The sequence below is a fragment of the Altericista sp. CCNU0014 genome, from assembly GCF_044923475.1.
Classification (GTDB): domain Bacteria; phylum Cyanobacteriota; class Cyanobacteriia; order Thermosynechococcales; family Thermosynechococcaceae; genus JAAURS01.
Window position 1 is genome coordinate 3,212,498 of sequence record NZ_CP137338.1, and the last position, 16,531, is coordinate 3,229,028.

21 protein-coding genes and 1 tRNA gene are annotated in these 16,531 nt (G+C 52.6%); 5 read left to right on the forward strand and 17 right to left on the reverse strand.

All coding sequences use genetic code 11. From position 1 onward, the window contains the following. Nucleotides 1–7: 7 nt before the first annotated feature. The 7 genes from R6H26_RS15425 to R6H26_RS15455 form a co-directional block, all read right to left on the reverse strand. Nucleotides 8–940, reverse strand: a complete 933-nt coding sequence (locus R6H26_RS15425) for an Rpn family recombination-promoting nuclease/putative transposase (protein WP_404783510.1) — start codon at nt 938–940, stop codon at nt 8–10. A 530-nt stretch (nt 941–1,470) separates the two neighbouring features. Further along, on the reverse strand, nt 1,471–2,097 hold the full coding sequence (locus R6H26_RS15430) for a transposase (RefSeq protein WP_404783512.1): 627 nt from the start codon (nt 2,095–2,097) through the stop codon (nt 1,471–1,473). A 26-nt stretch (nt 2,098–2,123) separates the two neighbouring features. Then, entirely contained in the window at nt 2,124–2,672 is a 549-nt protein-coding gene (locus R6H26_RS15435; protein WP_404783513.1) for a helix-turn-helix domain-containing protein, read from the reverse strand. 383 nt (nt 2,673–3,055) lie between these two features. After that, nucleotides 3,056–3,607 (reverse strand): pentapeptide repeat-containing protein, encoded by a 552-nt coding sequence (locus R6H26_RS15440; protein ID WP_404783515.1) that lies wholly within the window; start codon nt 3,605–3,607, stop codon nt 3,056–3,058. Nucleotides 3,608–3,850: 243 nt separating this feature from the next. Next, a complete protein-coding gene (locus tag R6H26_RS15445; RefSeq protein WP_404783516.1) occupies nt 3,851–4,045 on the reverse strand; it encodes a hypothetical protein in 195 nt (64 codons plus the stop codon). A gap of 126 nt (nt 4,046–4,171) precedes the next feature. After that, on the reverse strand, nt 4,172–4,405 hold the full coding sequence (locus R6H26_RS15450) for a hypothetical protein (RefSeq protein WP_404783518.1): 234 nt from the start codon (nt 4,403–4,405) through the stop codon (nt 4,172–4,174). Nucleotides 4,406–4,579: 174 nt separating this feature from the next. Further along, nucleotides 4,580–5,968 (reverse strand): dihydroorotase, encoded by a 1,389-nt coding sequence (locus R6H26_RS15455; RefSeq protein WP_404783519.1) that lies wholly within the window; start codon nt 5,966–5,968, stop codon nt 4,580–4,582. Nucleotides 5,969–6,063: 95 nt separating this feature from the next. Between R6H26_RS15455 and R6H26_RS15460 the strand changes: the two genes are divergently transcribed. Beyond that, nucleotides 6,064–6,351 (forward strand): hypothetical protein, encoded by a 288-nt coding sequence (locus tag R6H26_RS15460; RefSeq protein ID WP_404783521.1) that lies wholly within the window; start codon nt 6,064–6,066, stop codon nt 6,349–6,351. On the opposite strand, the gene rlmN is transcribed toward R6H26_RS15460, so the two are convergent. After that, a complete protein-coding gene (gene rlmN / locus R6H26_RS15465) occupies nt 6,345–7,463 on the reverse strand; it encodes a 23S rRNA (adenine(2503)-C(2))-methyltransferase RlmN (protein ID WP_404783522.1) in 1,119 nt (372 codons plus the stop codon). The two genes, R6H26_RS15460 and rlmN, sit on opposite strands and share 7 nt — an antisense overlap. Nucleotides 7,464–7,552: 89 nt before the next feature. Continuing rightward, entirely contained in the window at nt 7,553–8,437 is an 885-nt protein-coding gene (locus R6H26_RS15470; RefSeq protein ID WP_404783523.1) for a M48 family metallopeptidase, read from the reverse strand. Nucleotides 8,438–8,651: 214 nt separating this feature from the next. Between R6H26_RS15470 and R6H26_RS15475 the strand changes: the two genes are divergently transcribed. After that, a complete protein-coding gene (locus R6H26_RS15475) occupies nt 8,652–9,176 on the forward strand; it encodes a DUF4330 domain-containing protein (protein ID WP_404783524.1) in 525 nt (174 codons plus the stop codon). Nucleotides 9,177–9,179: 3 nt separating this feature from the next. On the opposite strand, the gene R6H26_RS15480 is transcribed toward R6H26_RS15475, so the two are convergent. Continuing rightward, nucleotides 9,180–9,268 (reverse strand) — tRNA-Ser (locus tag R6H26_RS15480). A 128-nt stretch (nt 9,269–9,396) separates the two neighbouring features. On the opposite strand from R6H26_RS15480, the gene R6H26_RS15485 reads away from it, so the two are divergent. Together R6H26_RS15485 and R6H26_RS15490 are read left to right on the forward strand one after the other, a co-directional pair. After that, complete coding sequence (locus R6H26_RS15485; protein ID WP_404783526.1) at nt 9,397–10,059, forward strand: sigma-70 family RNA polymerase sigma factor; 663 nt, start codon at nt 9,397–9,399, stop codon at nt 10,057–10,059. Between the two features lie 219 nt (nt 10,060–10,278). After that, the gene (locus tag R6H26_RS15490; protein WP_404783528.1) at nt 10,279–10,659 is read left to right on the forward strand and encodes a cupin domain-containing protein; all 381 of its coding nucleotides are present in this window, start codon (nt 10,279–10,281) and stop codon (nt 10,657–10,659) included. Nucleotides 10,660–10,827: 168 nt separating this feature from the next. Here R6H26_RS15490 and R6H26_RS15495 read toward each other — a convergent pair whose 3' ends face one another. From R6H26_RS15495 to R6H26_RS15515, 5 genes are all read right to left on the reverse strand, one after another. Beyond that, nucleotides 10,828–11,430, reverse strand: a complete 603-nt coding sequence (locus tag R6H26_RS15495; RefSeq protein ID WP_404783530.1) for a lysostaphin resistance A-like protein — start codon at nt 11,428–11,430, stop codon at nt 10,828–10,830. A gap of 28 nt (nt 11,431–11,458) precedes the next feature. Then, nucleotides 11,459–12,535 carry a DUF3326 domain-containing protein gene (locus R6H26_RS15500; RefSeq protein WP_404791344.1) on the reverse strand — a complete coding sequence of 359 codons (1,077 nt, stop codon included), beginning with the start codon at nt 12,533–12,535 and terminating at the stop codon, nt 11,459–11,461. Between the two features lie 384 nt (nt 12,536–12,919). Further along, on the reverse strand, nt 12,920–13,114 hold the full coding sequence (locus tag R6H26_RS15505; protein ID WP_404783532.1) for a hypothetical protein: 195 nt from the start codon (nt 13,112–13,114) through the stop codon (nt 12,920–12,922). A 131-nt stretch (nt 13,115–13,245) separates the two neighbouring features. After that, nucleotides 13,246–13,422 (reverse strand): hypothetical protein, encoded by a 177-nt coding sequence (locus tag R6H26_RS15510; RefSeq protein ID WP_404783534.1) that lies wholly within the window; start codon nt 13,420–13,422, stop codon nt 13,246–13,248. A gap of 23 nt (nt 13,423–13,445) precedes the next feature. Then, entirely contained in the window at nt 13,446–13,763 is a 318-nt protein-coding gene (locus tag R6H26_RS15515; protein ID WP_404783536.1) for a 2Fe-2S iron-sulfur cluster-binding protein, read from the reverse strand. 181 nt (nt 13,764–13,944) lie between these two features. On the opposite strand from R6H26_RS15515, the gene R6H26_RS15520 reads away from it, so the two are divergent. Next, nucleotides 13,945–14,211 (forward strand): hypothetical protein, encoded by a 267-nt coding sequence (locus R6H26_RS15520; protein ID WP_404783538.1) that lies wholly within the window; start codon nt 13,945–13,947, stop codon nt 14,209–14,211. Here R6H26_RS15520 and chrA read toward each other — a convergent pair. Further along, nucleotides 14,208–15,449, reverse strand: a complete 1,242-nt coding sequence (gene chrA / locus R6H26_RS15525) for a chromate efflux transporter (protein WP_404783539.1) — start codon at nt 15,447–15,449, stop codon at nt 14,208–14,210. The two genes, R6H26_RS15520 and chrA, sit on opposite strands and share 4 nt — an antisense overlap. 40 nt (nt 15,450–15,489) lie before the next feature. Further along, nucleotides 15,490–16,500: a GntR family transcriptional regulator gene (locus R6H26_RS15530; protein WP_404783541.1), complete on the reverse strand. Its 1,011-nt coding sequence runs from the start codon at nt 16,498–16,500 to the stop codon at nt 15,490–15,492. Nucleotides 16,501–16,531: the final 31 nt, after the last annotated feature.

Genomic DNA, 16,531 nt, shown 5'->3' on the forward strand with positions numbered 1-16,531 from the left:
TGAAGGATTAAGAATGCGATCGCAGCCACGCGCTCAGATCCGAGGGTTGAGAAAAGTCTAACAGCGCTTCACCCAATGCCTCAAGTTGAGCGAGAGACAGCGATCGGATTTGGGCTTCAGCTTCGGAGGCGATCGTCCCAACGCGGCGGTTTAAGAGGCGCAAGATCAGCGATCGTTCGTGTTGTAAACCTCGTTCGATGCCCTGTTCGATGCCCTGTTCGATGCCCCGTTCCATCCAACTGGTGACAATTTGCATAACGCCCTCCCGGTCCGTTTCTTCCAGTTTACCAATCTCTGCTTGAAATATCTCCTCTTCTTGGGCACTCAGCCGCAAATAGGTATCCACAAACCCTGAAATCAACTCCACTTTTGCTGGGTTCAACTGTAATGTTGCCAAAACTCGCAAACACTCAGCTTTCACCTTGGCGCGATCTCCCGATGCAATCTTCATTTTTGCCATCAGAGCTGCGGCGACTGGATTCCTCTGATTCAGGTAATCTCGCCAATTCAAACGATTGAGCTGAATGGCGGCAAAGTTGAATTCTAAGACCTTTAAATCAGCGATCTCTACGCTGTGAGTATGGGGTTCTTCGCGCAACGGTTCATCAAAGGAGAATATAACCACTGGATAGACATGCTGTAAATACTTTTGATACAGTCTGGCAAAGTAAAAAAATATTCGACGAGTAAAATCTGGTTTGGAAGAAGCCTGGGCCTCGACATGAATGAGTATGCCTGCATCTTGACCTGAGAGCTTGACCTGAGCCAACAGATCAATAATTTTCTTTTCTCCGCTGGTCAAATCTGCAAAGTACTCTTGAGGCAGAAAACGAACTGATTCTGGCTCGACTTGGAGGGCAAGTTCGGGCAGGAAGAGTTCTAAAAACTCCATAAAAAAGGTCGAGAGCAGTTCCTTAAACAGGCGATCGTGGTCGGTCATAGCATTGGAATAAAAGAGTCAATAATCTTAAATGGAGCAGGCGGTCTGGCAGCGGCGGTTTCGGGAGTATTATATTCGGGATGAGCAGGATTGGATGAGGCATGGGTCGTATATCCATTACAATCCGGTTCGTCATGGATTGGTAAAAGCCCCGAAGGATTGGAAGTATTCTAGTTTTCATTGGTATATGTGCGAAGGGAAGTATGACCTAATGTGGGGGGCGGATACTTCGCTTGATGTAGAAGATGGGTTTGAGTGAGTCGTTTGGGGGTATGGGTTTCGTTCCTCAACCCAACCTACGATACTGCTGCTTGAGAATTTCGGCACGATTCAGCATAAGATAAGGAGGTATTATTTTGGTCTGTAAGGCTATGATGCTTCTAAATCATGCCTTGCAGATTTTTTTGTCTCCTTATTTCAGTGGCATTGGGATTAAGTTGGAACGCTTGTACCCTGTCCTTGACCCAAAAAACTAGTCAAAGCTCCTTTGGTAGACTACTAGTACAGCTTGGCGTAAGTTTCTCATGCATCTAAGCGGTCAAAGGCTTGCCCTTATAAGTCCACTTAAACGGCTTTGCCATCGTGCGGTTAAAGTATTCGATAAATTCCAGGATACGGGTTCTGAGGTGAGCCTTACTGGTGAAGCTCGAGCGCCGCAATAACTTACGCACCAAAATGCTAAACCAAATCTCAATCTGATTGAGCCAAGAGCAATGTTTAGGGGTGAAATGTAAGACCAGACGGTGAGCGGGGTCTCTCAAGAAAGCAGCGCGGGTGTCCATCGATTTGAGAATGCCAGATTTACCCTTTTCTCCCAACTCAAGGGTCAGTGGTTCAAGCTCAGCGACAATCCGGACTAATGCTTCAGATTGATGGGTATTGAGACAGTCCATCACCAGGTGCGTCTTCAGCGCGTCTGGATCCTGAGCCAGCAGTGCCCTGATATGGGTGTCCAAATCTTCCTCCGTGCGGCTGTCTCCTACGTCAGCCTGAGCAATGCGACCACTGGCGACGTTAAATGAAGCAATCAGCGCCTGAGTGCCATGCCGGAGATACTCGAACTCAACTTTTACACCACGTCCCGGCTTCATGGGAATATCTGGCATCCGACGCTCCAAGGCTTGAATTCCCGTCATCTCGTCTAAACTGAAGGTCATCTCTCCCCGTTCGGCTCTCTCGAGCGCTAATTCATAGACCTCGCAGATATCTTCGACCTTGGCTTTGAACGCTGGGTCGGGGGGGGATGTAACCAGTAACCACTCTGATGAGGTTTGAGGTCTGCTTCCGCCAGGAGTCTTCCGACATGCCGTGGACTAATGCTCTCAACGATCTTTTGCGCGATCAGCTCATCGGCAAGTTCTCGAGGGGTCCAATGACTGATGGGACGACCATATTTCTCGGGTGGGTCGCACGCTAGGGCATAGAGCTCAGTGAGTTGTTCTAAGGTGAAGGTTGCTGGCTTTCCACAGCGAGCTGCATCCTCTAGCCGCGCCTCTACTGACAGCTTACGATCGCTCAGTTCTAGCCATCGGTTGCGCCATAACCGACTGGTGTCTTTGGTGATGTTCAGTGCGCGTGATATTGCTCCATGACTTTCTCCTGCTGATGCACGTAGGATAATTTTGGCTCTCAGGGCGATCTGTTGTGCCGTGCTCGAACGCCTCAAGAGTTTCTCTAAATCCGCTTTCTCTGACTCACTGAGATTGATTGGCTTTGCTGACAGTTGGGGCATCGCTTTGAAGCCTCTTCTCTTCTACCTCTCAATGGTAGATCTACTTTAGCCAAGCTGTACTAGTCTCAGAGCATTCGATTGAAAATGTTACAGATGTCGAAAACGATCCCACTGCGCTGGCATTTGCAGTATATTCACCCAACGACGATTCGGTATTAGGAATTAACTGGAGACGTAATCAAAATAGAAATTATCTGTATTCTGTTCGAGAGGTCGAACAGAATACAAGCTACAACTTTTTCTCCAATCTTTCTTTAGGAACACAAGAGCGTCTTGAAAACCGTACTAGAAATGATGTATGGCAAGACATTAATGCATTATTTGCTTCTCTGCCATCATCGCCATTATTTGCTGGAATAGAGGGAGTTTTGAGTAGCTTTGAATTAGACACTTATAACACTTCCATCTGGCATAGTGGTACGGCAAATGATATCGGTTTTGCTAGGGGCGAAATCCCTAGCTCCCAGAAGATTGGCATCGGTGAAGTTGGCAGCACTAATACCACTTTCGAGAACAGCATTTTGCAAACAGGCTTCCTTGAAATTAGTCCCACAGCGACTGCTTCCACGCATGTTACTCCCAGTGAGGTTAGCACGATAAAACAAGGCAGCATCGAGACAAGCATCACCCAGCATGGTGTCACTCATGTTAGCTTCCCTGAGATTGGCTCCGATGAAATCGCAGCCATCAAGCATAGCTTTATAAAGATTAGCCCCGAACAACTCAGCTCTGGTAAAGTCTCCTCCATCCATATAAATTCCACTCAGGTTGGCATCATCCAAAATAGCTCCGATGAAACTGGTACCGGACAAAGTAGCATTCGACAAGTTAATTCCAGTAAGTTCAGCTTTAATCAAATTGCCTGCCAAGATAGTAATTCCACTGAAATCTCTCTCCCCAGCAGCATAACGCTCCAGCAACTCCTCAGCAGTCATAACTCCAACCTCCAAAACACAACAGTACCCACTTGGCTAGAATTTCTCCAGGGGCCATCTCCATTTAACCTCAACATCGAGATTGCAGATCTCCCCACAGGCCAACTCGCCGAAGCTACCATCACAGGCTTCGACCTCACAGGCCGCCCCAACTCCGGCACCCTCTACCTCGACATCGACGCCAACGGCCTCGGCTGGTACATCGACCCCACCCCCTGGGACAACACCGAATACAGCCAAACCCTAACCGACACCGCCTACCGCGCTACCTCTGACAGTGCCGCCTACGGCCACTACGACCTCCTCACCACCCTCCTCCACGAAACCGCCCACCTCCAAGGCTTCATCGCAGGCTACAGCAACTACGATCGCCAGATCCAAACCATCAACGACAAAAGTCTGCAGTTTGCAGTTCAGAGGTTGCTTCAGCAGCCCCATCCGCAGACGCACTCATCAGGATCGACAACGGCAGTTTTGATACCGCAACCGATTGCTACACCCGTGGCGATCGCCATTATCCTCTAGGGTCGCGCGACCTTACAGGCGATCGCAAATCCAGCGCATCTAGTCGTCCGCGCACTGAAATTGGCTGACATTCAGGCAGATTTCGCCATAGTCGGGAATCCAGGCCAGCCACTCATCAAAAGAAACCTGGCAAAGTAAAAGCGCTTCGTCAAAACTGTAAGGCGAGGGAAGTTGCAGCAGCTCAACCCAAGTATTTGCCTCAATTCTAGGAGCATAAGCAAGCCGAGGTAACTTCCGACTGACCCCAGAACTGGAGGAAAGAACAGCACCCATAAGAAAACCTGAATTCTGTATCTAATGCTACAGAATATTAGACTCTCTTCGCAATCCATTGTCGTAGAACGTTACGCAGTCTTAGGGATACAAGGTCTTGCGTTCCTACAGAATGGTTGGTAGTTTCTATTTTGGGAATAGCCTCAATCTCAGTTCGGGGCGCTCAAGGCTTTCTTAACCCTCCGGTTGAAAAATCAGAGCTTTTCCCCGCACCCGCTCGTCAAACTTCCCGCGTTCGAACGCCACCTGTCCGCCGACGATCGTCACCACGGGCCATCCCGTCAAATTCCAGCCCTCAAACGGACTCCAACCGCACTTCGTCTGAAGTTCTTCCCGCAGGACGGGATGGTAGGCGTCCAAATCCACCAAGACTAAATCCGCATCGCAACCAGGGGCGATCGCCCCCTTATTGGGAATCCCGTAGGCTTCCGCCACTGCGGTAGACATCCACCGCGAGACTTGGGCAACGGTACAGCGCCCCTGCACGGCTTGAGTCAGCATGAGCGCGAGGGATGTTTCTACCCCCGGCATTCCAGAAGGCACCTTTGCAGGCTCCAGCAAAACGGCCTGGGCGGGAGCGGCTTCTTCCTCAGACGGTTCGGCAGGCGTTCCAAAGCCTTTTTCTGCCAGCGTGTGAGGGGCGTGATCCGTGGCAATAAAATCAATGACACCATCTCGCAGCGCCTGCCATAACACTTCATTGTCGCGGGCGCTCCGAATGGGTGGGTTCATTTGAATGAGCGTTCCTAGCTTTTCGTAGTAGCTGGTGTTCAGCAGTAAATGCTGGGGCGTCACCTCTGCCGTCACCCACTCTGGTTTATCTTGGCGCAGCAATTCGGCTTCTTCCGCCGTCGAAAGGTGCAAAATATGAAGCCGACGCTGATATTTTTTAGAGAGCTTGAGGGCCAACTGCGTGGCATTGAGCGCCGCCTGGTTGTCCTGGATGACGGAATGAATGGCGGGGTCTGTAATGCCCGCAAATTCCTCGCGGCGTTGGGCGATCCGAGCTTGGTCTTCGGCATGAACTGCAATCAGACGCGTGCCTGTGGCAAAAAGCTGGTCTAGGATCGCTTCTTGATCTACTAATAAATCGCCATGCATCGAACCCATGAAAATCTTGATGCCGGGAGTGGGATTGGCGGTTTGCAGATCCGGCAAATTTTCCGCCGTGGCCCCAATAAAAAAGCCAAAATTGACAAACGATTTTTGAGCTGCCCGCGCTAGCTTATCGTTGAGGGCTGCTTGGGTAACGGTCAACGGGCGCGTATTGGGCATTTCCAAGAAAGAAGTGACGCCACCACGGGCGCAAGCGCGGGAGGCGGTCGTGAGATCTTCTTTGTGCTCTAGTCCCGGTTCGCGGAAATGCACTTGGGGATCGATGACACCGGGTAGCAGTGTAAGGCGATCGGCTTCGATGATCCGATCCGCTTCTGGATTGAGGTGAGCGCCAACTTGCGCGATCGAGCCATCCCGCACCAACACATCCGCGATTTGGAAGTTTCCATCGGGCAGTAAAACGTTGGCGTTGCGAATGAGTAATGTCGTGTTAGGCAATGCAGTCATGCTCGCGCTCGGCAATATTTATTTTAACTCGCCCAAGAGCGCAGAAAATTTCGCCCATTCAGGCAAAACGTTAGAATGTCTTCAGCAAAGCTTAGATGAGTGGCACTGATATGAATGTTGTCGTATTTGCTTGCACCAGCGCGATCGCAGTTTTAGGGGTCGGTTACTTTTGCGTTGACCTGTACCGCAACCGCAGTAAGCGCCTCTCTCATTTTGAAGCGATCGCAGATGCGACGGGTCTGGAGTCTAGTCCTGCCGCCTTGAATGTAGAAAATGAGATCGCCCATCACACCGCTCGTGGGGTGGAAGAAGCAAGTCATACCGTTGCAGAAAGCTTGGGCAACTGTGTTGAGGCGATCGCCCATACGATCGCCCATCACTGAACCAAAACGGCGTTGTCCTCCAATTGAGAAGCCCGCAGTTGCCCGCAGGCTGCATCGCGATCGAGTCCGCGAGATTGACGAACGCTGGCAGCAACTTTATGGCGCTGAAGAATTTGCAAAAAGATTTGGAGCTGCTGGGGTGAAGGCCGCTGATAATCAACCTCGTTAATGGGGTTATAGGGAATTAAATTAACGTGAGCTTGAAACCCTCGCAAAAGCTGAGCCAGTTCCGAGGCATGCTCGGGTTTGTCGTTGAACCCTGCCAGGACAATATACTCAAAGGTAATTCGCCGCCCTGTCTGGGCCACGTATTGCCGACAGTCTGACATCAATTTTTCTAAGCGGTAATGTTTGGCGCTGGGTACCAACTGCTCCCGTAGCGATTGGTTAGAAGCGTGAAGGCTGACCGCCAAGGTGGCTTGGAGACCGTAATCCGCCAACTGCGAGATCCGTCCAGGCACCCCTACGGTGGAGATGGTGATGGAGCGCTGACCGATGCCGATATCTTCATTGAGCGATCGCACGGCCATCAGCACGTTCTCCAAATTGAGCAGCGGCTCGCCCATGCCCATAAATACAATGTTGCTGACCCGCTCTTTGAGGTCTTCTTGGACGGTCAACACCTGATCCACAATTTCGTGGCAGGCCAGGTGACGCACAAAGCCACCTTTGCCCGTGGCGCAAAAATCACAGGCCATCGCGCATCCGACTTGGGAAGAAACGCATACCGTCAGGCGGCGATCGGTGGGAATGCCAACTGCCTCGACGATCTGTCCGTCCGCCAGCTGCAGGAGATACTTGACAGTACCGTCCCGCGCTTCCGAACGATAGTGCAGTATCGACCGACCGACGGGGACATCAGCCGCGCTTTCCCGCCACTGCTTTGGAAAAACCGTCACCTCGCCCAGCGCGCGAATTCCTTTTTGATAGATCCACTGGTGAAGTTGCTGCCCTCTATAGGCAGGCTGTTGCTGAGCCTGCACCCAGTCCGAGAGCTGTGCTTTCGATGCGCCCAATAGCGGCGGCAGTTGGCGCGGGAGACATTCGCTGAGGGCGTGGGGAGCCTTAACGGGTTTGGATTGAGGGCGAGAGGGTGCGGCAGCATTGGACATGGTGGAAAAACCAGCGGGAGTTGGCTCCTATTTTATCCGTTGCTGCGGCTAAGAGACGGAGGGATTCCCAACTCGCCCGCAACGTCGCCTTAAACCCGCTGCCCCACAGTATTGCGATATTCGACCTCATCCACCCCGCAGATGGGCAAACGCCTATCCCCGTCGCAGCGATTGGTCGGACCCGACCGAATTGCTTTATCCAAGGCTCTGAGTCGGTCGGGAACTGCCGGGTGGGTACTCAGAATAGTGGCCGTACGCCCGCTGCCTTGGACGAGCTTGCGCATGAATTCCGGCATCTCGGACGTGGCGTAGTTGGCATCTCGAACGAGCCGCAGCCCCACTTGATCGGCTTGATATTCGTCCTCACGGCTGAGGGGGCGACGCACTAGCAGATCGACGCCAATATTGGCAAGCTGGCGACGATTTTGCCCCAATAGGGCCGAGGCAAATCCCTGGGCGAGCATGGTTTGTCTCATTTGCTGGAGCAGGTGCTTGCGTTCGATGTGGCCCATCTCGTGACCCACCACGCTCGCAACCTGAGCTTCGTTATCAGCCGTCCTGAGAAGACCGGTCGTGACGTAGACATAGCCACCCATCGTGGCAAAGGCATTGACGTTTTTGTCTTGGACGACGTAAAAGTTATAGGGCAGCCTAGCCCGTCGATTGAAGGGAACCAATCGCTGTCCGATGTCCGTCACGAAGTCATTTAAAACGGGATCGGCGCTCAGCCTCACGTTTTGGGATAGCAAATTTTGGTGCATTTGAGCGCCGATCTGCATCTCTTGCTGGTCTGAAAGGTTAGACAACTGCGCGGCCTGAATGCCGCGAAACAGGAGCTCCTGTACAGGAATGGCTTGGGCTGAAGCAACGGTAGCGCAAGAAAATAGGGCGATCGCCACAAATGACGCGATTTGGTTGCGCCACCGTCGGGAAACTGGCAGCAATTTAGATAAGCGAAGGTTGATTCGGATCATAATCGCGACAGGCAAGTTGAGGGGTCAGATAAGACATTTCAGTCAAGTAAGTCAAGACGCAACCGCAAATTCAGATGTTTCCTCACCCCAAACGGCAGTCTGCCTTTCTCCAATCTAGCGTTCTCAAGGCGGACATTTGCCTCGCAAGTCGTGGTAGTCTGGCACCAGATTCGCCACAGTACGTCTATTGTCTCTCATTTTTTAGCGCAATATCATGGCATTTTTAGATAAAAAAGGCCGTTTATTCGGCAAAATCAGCATTCTGGATGTCGGACTTGCCCTACTTTTGGTTTTGATTGTAGCGGGTAGCTTCATCGTCCCCGGCAAATCCGGTCAATCGGCGGTACAGGCTCAGCTCAGCACCAAAGCCGTTGAGATCGATGCCATCGTGATTGGCTTTAACGCCAGCAAACCGACCGATATCCTCAAGGAAGGGGAAAAGACTAGCATCATTATTCGCAACCAGCCCTACGGCGAAGTCCAACTCAAAAAAATCCAGCCGCTTTCTAAAACGGTGACTGCATCGCAGCCGGATGGGACGGTCAAAGCCTTTCCAGATCCTCGTCCTGAAAGTCGATTTTCCAACAATCTGGTTTTGACCTTGGAGGGCCGAGGCCAAGTCACCAAGGAAGGTCCTGTTTTGGGCAATATCCCAGTCAAAGTGGGCGTGCCGATCGATCTCGATGGCAAGCTTTACAATTTTCGCGCCAGCATTATCGACGTGCGCGTCAAAGACTAAAAACGGAGAGGGAGGGATTCGAACCCTCGGTACGATCTAAACCGTACAACAGATTAGCAATCTGCCGCTTTCGACCACTCAGCCACCTCTCCAAGGTCGGCAAAAGTAATAATAACAGATTTCATCTCCAATCCAATAGGGTTCGGGCGCGATCCAGTGCCCGATCGGCGCAATAGCCCGCACGACCCAATCAAACCCCCCTTCCAGCGATGGTTCAGCTATGAGCGTTCCTGAATTTTTAGAAGCCCAGCATCCCTTGGTTCGATCGCTCTCCCAGGAAAGCGATCGCCAATTGGTCCGCGATTTCCAGCAAAACCCCGCTGAGGGCAAGTACTTTACCGCCATTTTCTGTCGGTATGGCGGACTGACCTACGTCCTCATTCGCAATATGGCCCGCGCCGCGCTGCAAACCGATTATTTGTTCGCCAGGGTTTGGCGTAATATCTTTTTCGAGCTGACTCATTTGGAGGTGGGCGAGGCAGAGGGGGCGATCGCCGATGAATTTTCGCTCCAGACCTGGATTTTTAATAAAGCGGCACTGTGCGTGAATCAAGAAGAAGCGCCTTCCATCGAATCGGTTCAGTACGCGCTCAATGCCGCATCGCCGCCCCTGTGGTGCTATCTCCAGACGGCTTTAGATCGGCTGCCAGCCCTTCATCGGCTGGTGCTGGTGCTCGCCCAGACGTTCCACTGGTCGGAACCGCGCATTTTAGGATTTTTGGAGGCTGAGGGCCAAACGACGAGCCGCGAAGCGTTAGCTCAGATTCAATCTGAGGCTTATCGGCGTTTGATAGAGGCGATTCCTGAAGATATTCAGATTATTTACTTTGACGCTCCCTTGCTTCAGGCTCCAGAAACTGCCGAAGCGCCGACGTTCGGTTAACCTTTGGCCGACGACTCTACCGCGCAGCGCAGCTTGACTCGCGCTTTTGGGGGGAAAGAATCGGTAAATCGTTGTCTGTCAGTTGTCCGTTTCAACTGTCTTTGAGGTTACGGGGATGACAGTTTGCCAAAGCGACCTATGAGATAGTTTGTAGTCGAACATCTCAAGAAAGCGATGCCAATTGAGATGGTGTAACCCGCGTCCTTCGAGAGATTAGAGATGAATGCAGGCCGAGTCTTTCAAAGTTCTCAATTTTTGCAGCCTACGGATGGCGAGCCGATTCGTTCGGTTGTGACGGAATCTGAGGATGCAGTTGTGGTGGCTTGGTATATCAAACCCGGTCAGGAGATCGCCGCACATATCCATCCCCACGGGCAAGACACTTGGACCATTTTGGCCGGGAAGGGAGACTATTACCTAGATGGGGCAGGGGCTACAACGGCGATCGCCGCAGGGGATATCGTCATTGCGCCGATCGGATCTGTCCACGGCGTTTTCAATAGCGGCGATGAGCCGTTGGTTTTTATTTCGGTGGTTTCGCCTGCTGAAGCTGGATACCAATTGCTTTCTTCAGAAGCTGATGCTGCCCTACATGTTTAGCAATCTGTGAGAGCTGAAGTTATAAAAACAGAACGATCGCAGATGCACAGCCTCAGAAAGAGTGGGCGGGTTTTGGCTGCGGGCTTTTAGACGTTGTTATTTTCAGGCTCAACTTACTCGCAACGCGCATTACCGCACTATCCTAAAACGCACCTGCGCAAATTAGCTTTAGCTAGGGCTAGTAGACTGCCGCTGATAGCACCATTTCCACGTCGTGCTCGAAATAAAATTGGTCAGAATGTGGGCCGTTACTGGTACCAATAGATTGTGGGTTGCAAAGGTACTGTAGCCTAGGGCAAGCCCTACAATGGAAGCCCAAAGCACGTAAGGCCACTGCTGCAAACTGCTCATGTGCAGAATGCCAAAACACAAACTAGAAATCAGCAGCCCCATCCAATTCAGGCCCAGAGAAGGCAGCATGACTCCCCGAAATAGCAGTTCCTCGCTCAATCCGGGTAACAGTCCCAACCAGAACATGTCCGGCCAGATTAACGGTTTCAAGATGAGCTGTAAATAAATATCGGCAGATTGTCGGTAGCGCGGCCAAAGTTGGTAAAGCAGCGCGCTGCATCCGGTAATGCCTAACCCCAAACTCGCGCCCCACAATAGGTCTGGAATGTCGAACCGGACTGGAATTTGAGGGGTCGCATCCAACCGGAGCCAGATCTTAGCGACCACCAACAAAATAATAGCCGTAATGCCCATCGCAATTAAGATTTGGGAACGACTTAAGGGTTCGAATTCGGGTTGTTGAGACGTCGGTTTCACCACGGGGAGTATTTAAGACGCATTCCGTCTCTTAAACGGTAGCAGGTTTAGTCTCTCCCATGCCGTTCTTCTGCAGTTGAATGGGCGCTATCTTTGAGGTAAGGGCTTCTGGATTGATTCCCGCACGCATCGCCACCAGCATCCCGATCGCCTCGCTGTAGGACTGCGCACGCCAGACAGACAACCCGAGTGCATCAGGGGTAACGTCGAGCGTGGTTTGATTATCGGCAACCGTAATGATTTGAGTGGCGGTCTGGCTCCAGCTTAGGATGGCACTTCCCCCACAGGCACTTTCTGGAATCACGACTGCATCTACTGCATCCCGTTCGAGGTCCCGCGCCTGTCGCGCTCCTGCGACGAACTGCGGCGCGCGGCTGAGACCCACCAACACGCAAGGCAAAAAGGTATGTCCCAGTTCTTCAGCAGCAGAACGGGGGCTGAGGTCGGGGTCGAGCGGCAAGGGCGAGAGGGCAGGTGCGTGGGCGCAGGGAATCCCGAAGGTGCGAACGATGAGGTGGCTGATGACGGCTTCGGCACCGGCTAAGGGATCGACGCCACAACCGTGCCGATAATCTGTCAGGGCCGCGCTGTCGATGCTTTCCGGGAAGCGGGCAACGACGGCGATCGCCGCAGCCCCCGCCTCGCGAATCAGCCGATCTGCCGCCCGCAGCAAGCTGTCGGGATTTTGAATGGTGCCCCACGTCGCCCCGGAAGCCGCCGTTTTGAGGGAAACGCCTAAGGGCTGGTCGGTCAGCACCGCATCGGTGAGGGTCAGACCTAGGGTTGCCCGAGCGGCATCTGCAGCTTGAAGGTGGCGAATTTGCAGATCTGGCTCGATCGCTCGATCGAGGATGAGACCGATCCGGTTGCTGGAGACGGGCCGCAGTCCCCAATCGCCTGCGGCAAATCGATCCAAACCATAACCCTCGACATACCAAGCATTAGAAATCGGCCAGTAAAGCTGCGCGCCGTTGAGGACGTTGGGGTGAGTGATGAGGCGATCGCAGGTACTAGCTATCGCTCGCGCCACGGGTAAGGCATCTCCGGCATAGCCGCCAATGGACGCGCCAATACCCGTCGGGATAATGAGTGTAACGGTAAAGGGCATCACTTTTGGCACAGCGCCTTCCTCAGCTAAAACTGTCAAGCCTTCTCCTCACCCGTGCCCTGCTTTTGCTTGTCTCTCCAGTTTTTCATATTAATCCGGCGCTGCTCTTGAAGGCTTGAATACTGGCGCGGCCTACCGCCTTTCTCGGACTCCGCAATGGCCTTGTATTCCTGATACTGTGCTGATTCGAGGGCATTGATTCTAGAGTCTGCCTGACGCGCTCTCGCGAAACTCCCTCAAGTTCGGCAACTTTAGCAAGCGATCGCAGTTCTTTATAGAGGATATATCAGCGCTGCGGTGCAAGTGTTAGCATGATGAGACTCAAATCTCTGACAGGATTGAGGAACCCTGCAGAGGCGTAATCTCTGCGGGGTCTGAGTTCTATTATTTCAAGACGGATGAAATGATAATGGTGATAGTGGCACTGGCAATCAGAGTAAAGGCTAATTGCACGACCCACTGAACAGCTTGTTGGTAATTCGCAAATCGTTCGTTTGAGCGCTCAACGTCTTTAGATAATGTCTCAATTTTGTCGATAACATCGGCCAAGGTAGGCTCCGGGCTTGTAGATTGAGTCATGAAAAAATTTCCAAATCTCTGACCTTATTAAGGATCTTATATGTAATTAAAACTGTCAGTAGCTAGGCTTCTCAACTCCCTACCATAAAGCCACCTCAACCCTCTCCCTCAGCCACTGCTCTTGGCGGTTTTTAGGCTTCTACATTGTGCAGCACCACGGCTTCAACTCGAGCGATACCCTCGCTCACCGCTGTAATGGACCATCGCAGGGGTTCCCCATGCCGTTCGAGCTGCGCTTCAACAGCATGTTGCAAGGGGATATCGAGATCCTTGAGATCGATTTTTATCGTGACGAACTGAGTGACCACCGATGTCGCATCTCCAGTTCGGGCTACGACTGCCCGAACTGGAGGCCGTACACGATATCTTCTTTGTTCGATTCGATCTTTAGATTTGAGCGAGGATAGGACACGCAGAGAAGCGCGTAGCCCTTCGCCACAATTTCTGGCCCTAAGCCCATCGCATCTACCTGCTCCACATCACCCTCCAGAATTTGAGCCGCACAGGTCGTACAAACGCCAGCCCCGCAAGAGGTGGGCAAATCCACCCCAGCAGCCTGGGCTGATGCTAAAACGGTTTGGTCGTCGGGAACGGTGACGGTGTAAAGGGTACCGTCATGGCTGATTTCTGCGGTGTAGGTGTTGCCCATTGGTAAAACAATTCAATCAGAAAGGGTAAAGACTGTGCGGTAAAGGCTAGACCTTTATTTTTTCATATTCCAGTGCGTTTGGGGAAAATGCAAAGACGCTTCCCAAAGCTCATACAGAACATTTGCACTCGTCGAGAGGTTGCTAAAGTTTAGGGTCATAAGGGTTAGGAACTTTTTTGAAATGATGGCCGATTTCAAATCTTCGGTGTTAACGAGTGATGCGGTGGTTTTAGGGGCGGCTTTGCTGGTTTCGGGGCTGGTGTTTAATTGGCTCCTTAGAATTCTGAGGCCAACGCTAAGCGTTCTGGTGACGATCGCCCTCATTGCCCTGGCGCTTCAGTATTTTCTGGGCGTCAGTCCCGAAGCACTCTGGTATAAAATCATCCATCTGCCCCAGCTAGCACAGAGCTTCTGGAAATCGGTTGCGAATTCGAGCCTATTTTCTTAACCTCCCCAAATCTTTGCTGCTATCCCCACAGCGCCACCGATCGAAATCAGCCAAACCGAGTTGAGCTGAAATCGAAGTATGGCAATGCTGCTGAGGAGTGCGACTGCGAGCGTGAGCCAGTCTACAATCGCAGCGCGGCCTAGGGTATAAGTCGCGACTGCCATCAGCCCCAAGGAAGCCGCATTCACACCATCTAAAAAGCCGCTAGCCCAAACCGAGGACCGGAGCTTGGCCACCCAAGGGCCGATCGCCAAAATCAAAATGAAAGAAGGCAGAAAAATACCGAGGGTACCTGCGATCGCCCCTCCATGCCCTGCCAGTAAGTAGCCGACAAAGGTTGCCGTCGTGAATACGGGACCGGGGGTGACTTGACCGATCGCCACTGCATCTAGCAACTGTTGGGACGTCAGCCACTGCGATCGCTCCACTAAATCCCGCTGCAAAAAAGCCAGCAGCACGTAGCCGCTGCCATAGAGGACCGAACCCACCTTCAGGAAAAAGAAAAATACGTTGACCCAGGAGACCGATGGGACGGCAACCGGGGTTGCCCCGACGAGTAAATTTGGCAAAATAAGAAACGGTATTTTGGTTCCCTTAGGGCCGATTCCGTTCTCAAACAGCGTTACGCCTAACCCCGCTAGCACGAGCAGCAGCAGCTCGTTTGCGCCTAAAGCAAAGGCTATGATGACGGCTAGCGCGGCGATCGCCGTTCGAACGTCTTGGATCGCCTTCTGTCCGAGTTTCCAAAGCGCCTGTCCCAAAATGGCAATGATGACGGGCTTGATGCCGTATAGCAGCCAACTCAGTTGAGGGAGCGTTTGATACCGGACGTAAACGACGGCCAATCCCCACACCAAGAGCATTGCCGGAAGAATGAAGCTGACTCCGGCAAGGACTAAGCCGAAGATGCCACCGTATTTATAACCGATAAAAATTGCCAGTTCCGTGGAATTCGGACCGGGAATGAGGTTCGTCACGCCCAATAGATCCAGGAATTTTTCTCGGCTCATCCAGGTGCGATGTTTGACCACCTCATCGTCCATCATGGCAATGTGAGCGGCAGGTCCCCCAAAGGCAACGATTCCGAGCTTGAGGAAAACGAACGCGATTTCTTTGAGACGCTGCCGCCGTTGAGGAGGGGCGAGCTGCACGTAGGGGAGGGGGTCTGACGTAACATCGGGGGGAAGGTTTGCCATCGGTGCCGCAACGGGTCGGGAGGTTCCTCTATAGCTTCGCATTCGAGCGAACGGAGCGCCGTCAACCGCAGCACGCGCAAAATCAAATTTCTACGGTTTCCAAGCCCAGTTCGCGCTTCAAGATATCGATGGAGTGGGGATCGATATAGCTATCGCAGCAAACCACTTGAGGTACGCGAATCAGATCGTCAGCCATTTTGGCGATCGCCGCTTTCACCGGGGTACAACTGGCCCGATCGCAGATGATGGTTTGGGATTGCTTGATCAGCGCCCGCAGCCTCGGCGCATCCTGACTCTGGGCGGTCATCACGTATAAATCCTCGCCGCGCACGCTGTGCACCATCACTTCCGCGACGCCCAACGTGCCAGAACTCAAACTCACGAGACCGACTCGAGCGCCTGCGGGAAGCGATCGGATCAGCGCCAATTCGCGCTGGTAGTTATAAATATCGATGGCAATAATGCGAAAGGCTCGACTGGCAGACCGATCGGCCTGCTGCAGTTCTTTGAGCAGATTTTCGGCTTGACTCGTGAAATAGCGCACCGTGACCAGCGTGGCGGCACTGCGCTGAACCAGAGTTTCTGCAAGATCCTCTAAAAACACGAGCTGTACTGGAAGGGAGAGGGCGCTCTGCAGCTCCTGCACGATTATTTCCCCCGCCCCGAGGTCGTGGCGCGGCACCGTGACCAGGAGTTGCGTGCTGGCCCGCAAGCGCTCGTCCATGGCGCGCAGAAATAAGTCTCGCACTTGGCTGAGGGAATATCCCTGCTGCAAAAAGCCGTCCAAGCTTTGCTCGATCGCCTCTTGAATCGGCACGGGCGTTGCATTGGCAGGTTGCGTGTTTTCTTGGCCTAAAGCCCGCACGTAAATCCCGGAACCCATGTGGGCCTCGACAAACCCTGCGGTCGCCAAGCGCTCGTAAACCTTACTGATGGTGTTGCGATGGAGACCGGTTTGCATGGCCAACTGACGGGTGCTGGGCAGGCGGTACCCTGGGGCGAACTGACGGGAGGCAATCGCAAAGCAAATCTGGCTGAAGAGCTGCGTCGAAGCCGGAATTTCGCCATCGGTTTGAATATGAAATTCGACCATGCTAGAACTCAACCTACTTGCGCGATAACCT

Coding starts and splice junctions, on each gene's coding strand:
- R6H26_RS15425 (WP_404783510.1), bottom strand. CDS start 940: ATGACCGACCACGATCGCCTGTTTAAGGAACTGCTCTCGACCTTTTTT.
- R6H26_RS15430 (WP_404783512.1), bottom strand. CDS start 2,097: ATGACCTTCAGTTTAGACGAGATGACGGGAATTCAAGCCTTGGAGCGT.
- R6H26_RS15435 (WP_404783513.1), bottom strand. CDS start 2,672: ATGCCCCAACTGTCAGCAAAGCCAATCAATCTCAGTGAGTCAGAGAAA.
- R6H26_RS15440 (WP_404783515.1), bottom strand. CDS start 3,607: ATGACTGCTGAGGAGTTGCTGGAGCGTTATGCTGCTGGGGAGAGAGAT.
- R6H26_RS15445 (WP_404783516.1), bottom strand. CDS start 4,045: ATGGGGCTGCTGAAGCAACCTCTGAACTGCAAACTGCAGACTTTTGTC.
- R6H26_RS15450 (WP_404783518.1), bottom strand. CDS start 4,405: ATGGGTGCTGTTCTTTCCTCCAGTTCTGGGGTCAGTCGGAAGTTACCT.
- R6H26_RS15455 (WP_404783519.1), bottom strand. CDS start 5,968: ATGACTGCATTGCCTAACACGACATTACTCATTCGCAACGCCAACGTT.
- R6H26_RS15460 (WP_404783521.1), top strand. CDS start 6,064: ATGAGTGGCACTGATATGAATGTTGTCGTATTTGCTTGCACCAGCGCG.
- rlmN (WP_404783522.1), bottom strand. CDS start 7,463: ATGTCCAATGCTGCCGCACCCTCTCGCCCTCAATCCAAACCCGTTAAG.
- R6H26_RS15470 (WP_404783523.1), bottom strand. CDS start 8,437: ATGATCCGAATCAACCTTCGCTTATCTAAATTGCTGCCAGTTTCCCGA.
- R6H26_RS15475 (WP_404783524.1), top strand. CDS start 8,652: ATGGCATTTTTAGATAAAAAAGGCCGTTTATTCGGCAAAATCAGCATT.
- R6H26_RS15485 (WP_404783526.1), top strand. CDS start 9,397: ATGAGCGTTCCTGAATTTTTAGAAGCCCAGCATCCCTTGGTTCGATCG.
- R6H26_RS15490 (WP_404783528.1), top strand. CDS start 10,279: ATGAATGCAGGCCGAGTCTTTCAAAGTTCTCAATTTTTGCAGCCTACG.
- R6H26_RS15500 (WP_404791344.1), bottom strand. CDS start 12,535: ATGCCCTTTACCGTTACACTCATTATCCCGACGGGTATTGGCGCGTCC.
- R6H26_RS15505 (WP_404783532.1), bottom strand. CDS start 13,114: ATGACTCAATCTACAAGCCCGGAGCCTACCTTGGCCGATGTTATCGAC.
- R6H26_RS15515 (WP_404783536.1), bottom strand. CDS start 13,763: ATGGGCAACACCTACACCGCAGAAATCAGCCATGACGGTACCCTTTAC.
- R6H26_RS15520 (WP_404783538.1), top strand. CDS start 13,945: ATGATGGCCGATTTCAAATCTTCGGTGTTAACGAGTGATGCGGTGGTT.
- chrA (WP_404783539.1), bottom strand. CDS start 15,449: ATGCGAAGCTATAGAGGAACCTCCCGACCCGTTGCGGCACCGATGGCA.
- R6H26_RS15530 (WP_404783541.1), bottom strand. CDS start 16,500: ATGGTCGAATTTCATATTCAAACCGATGGCGAAATTCCGGCTTCGACG.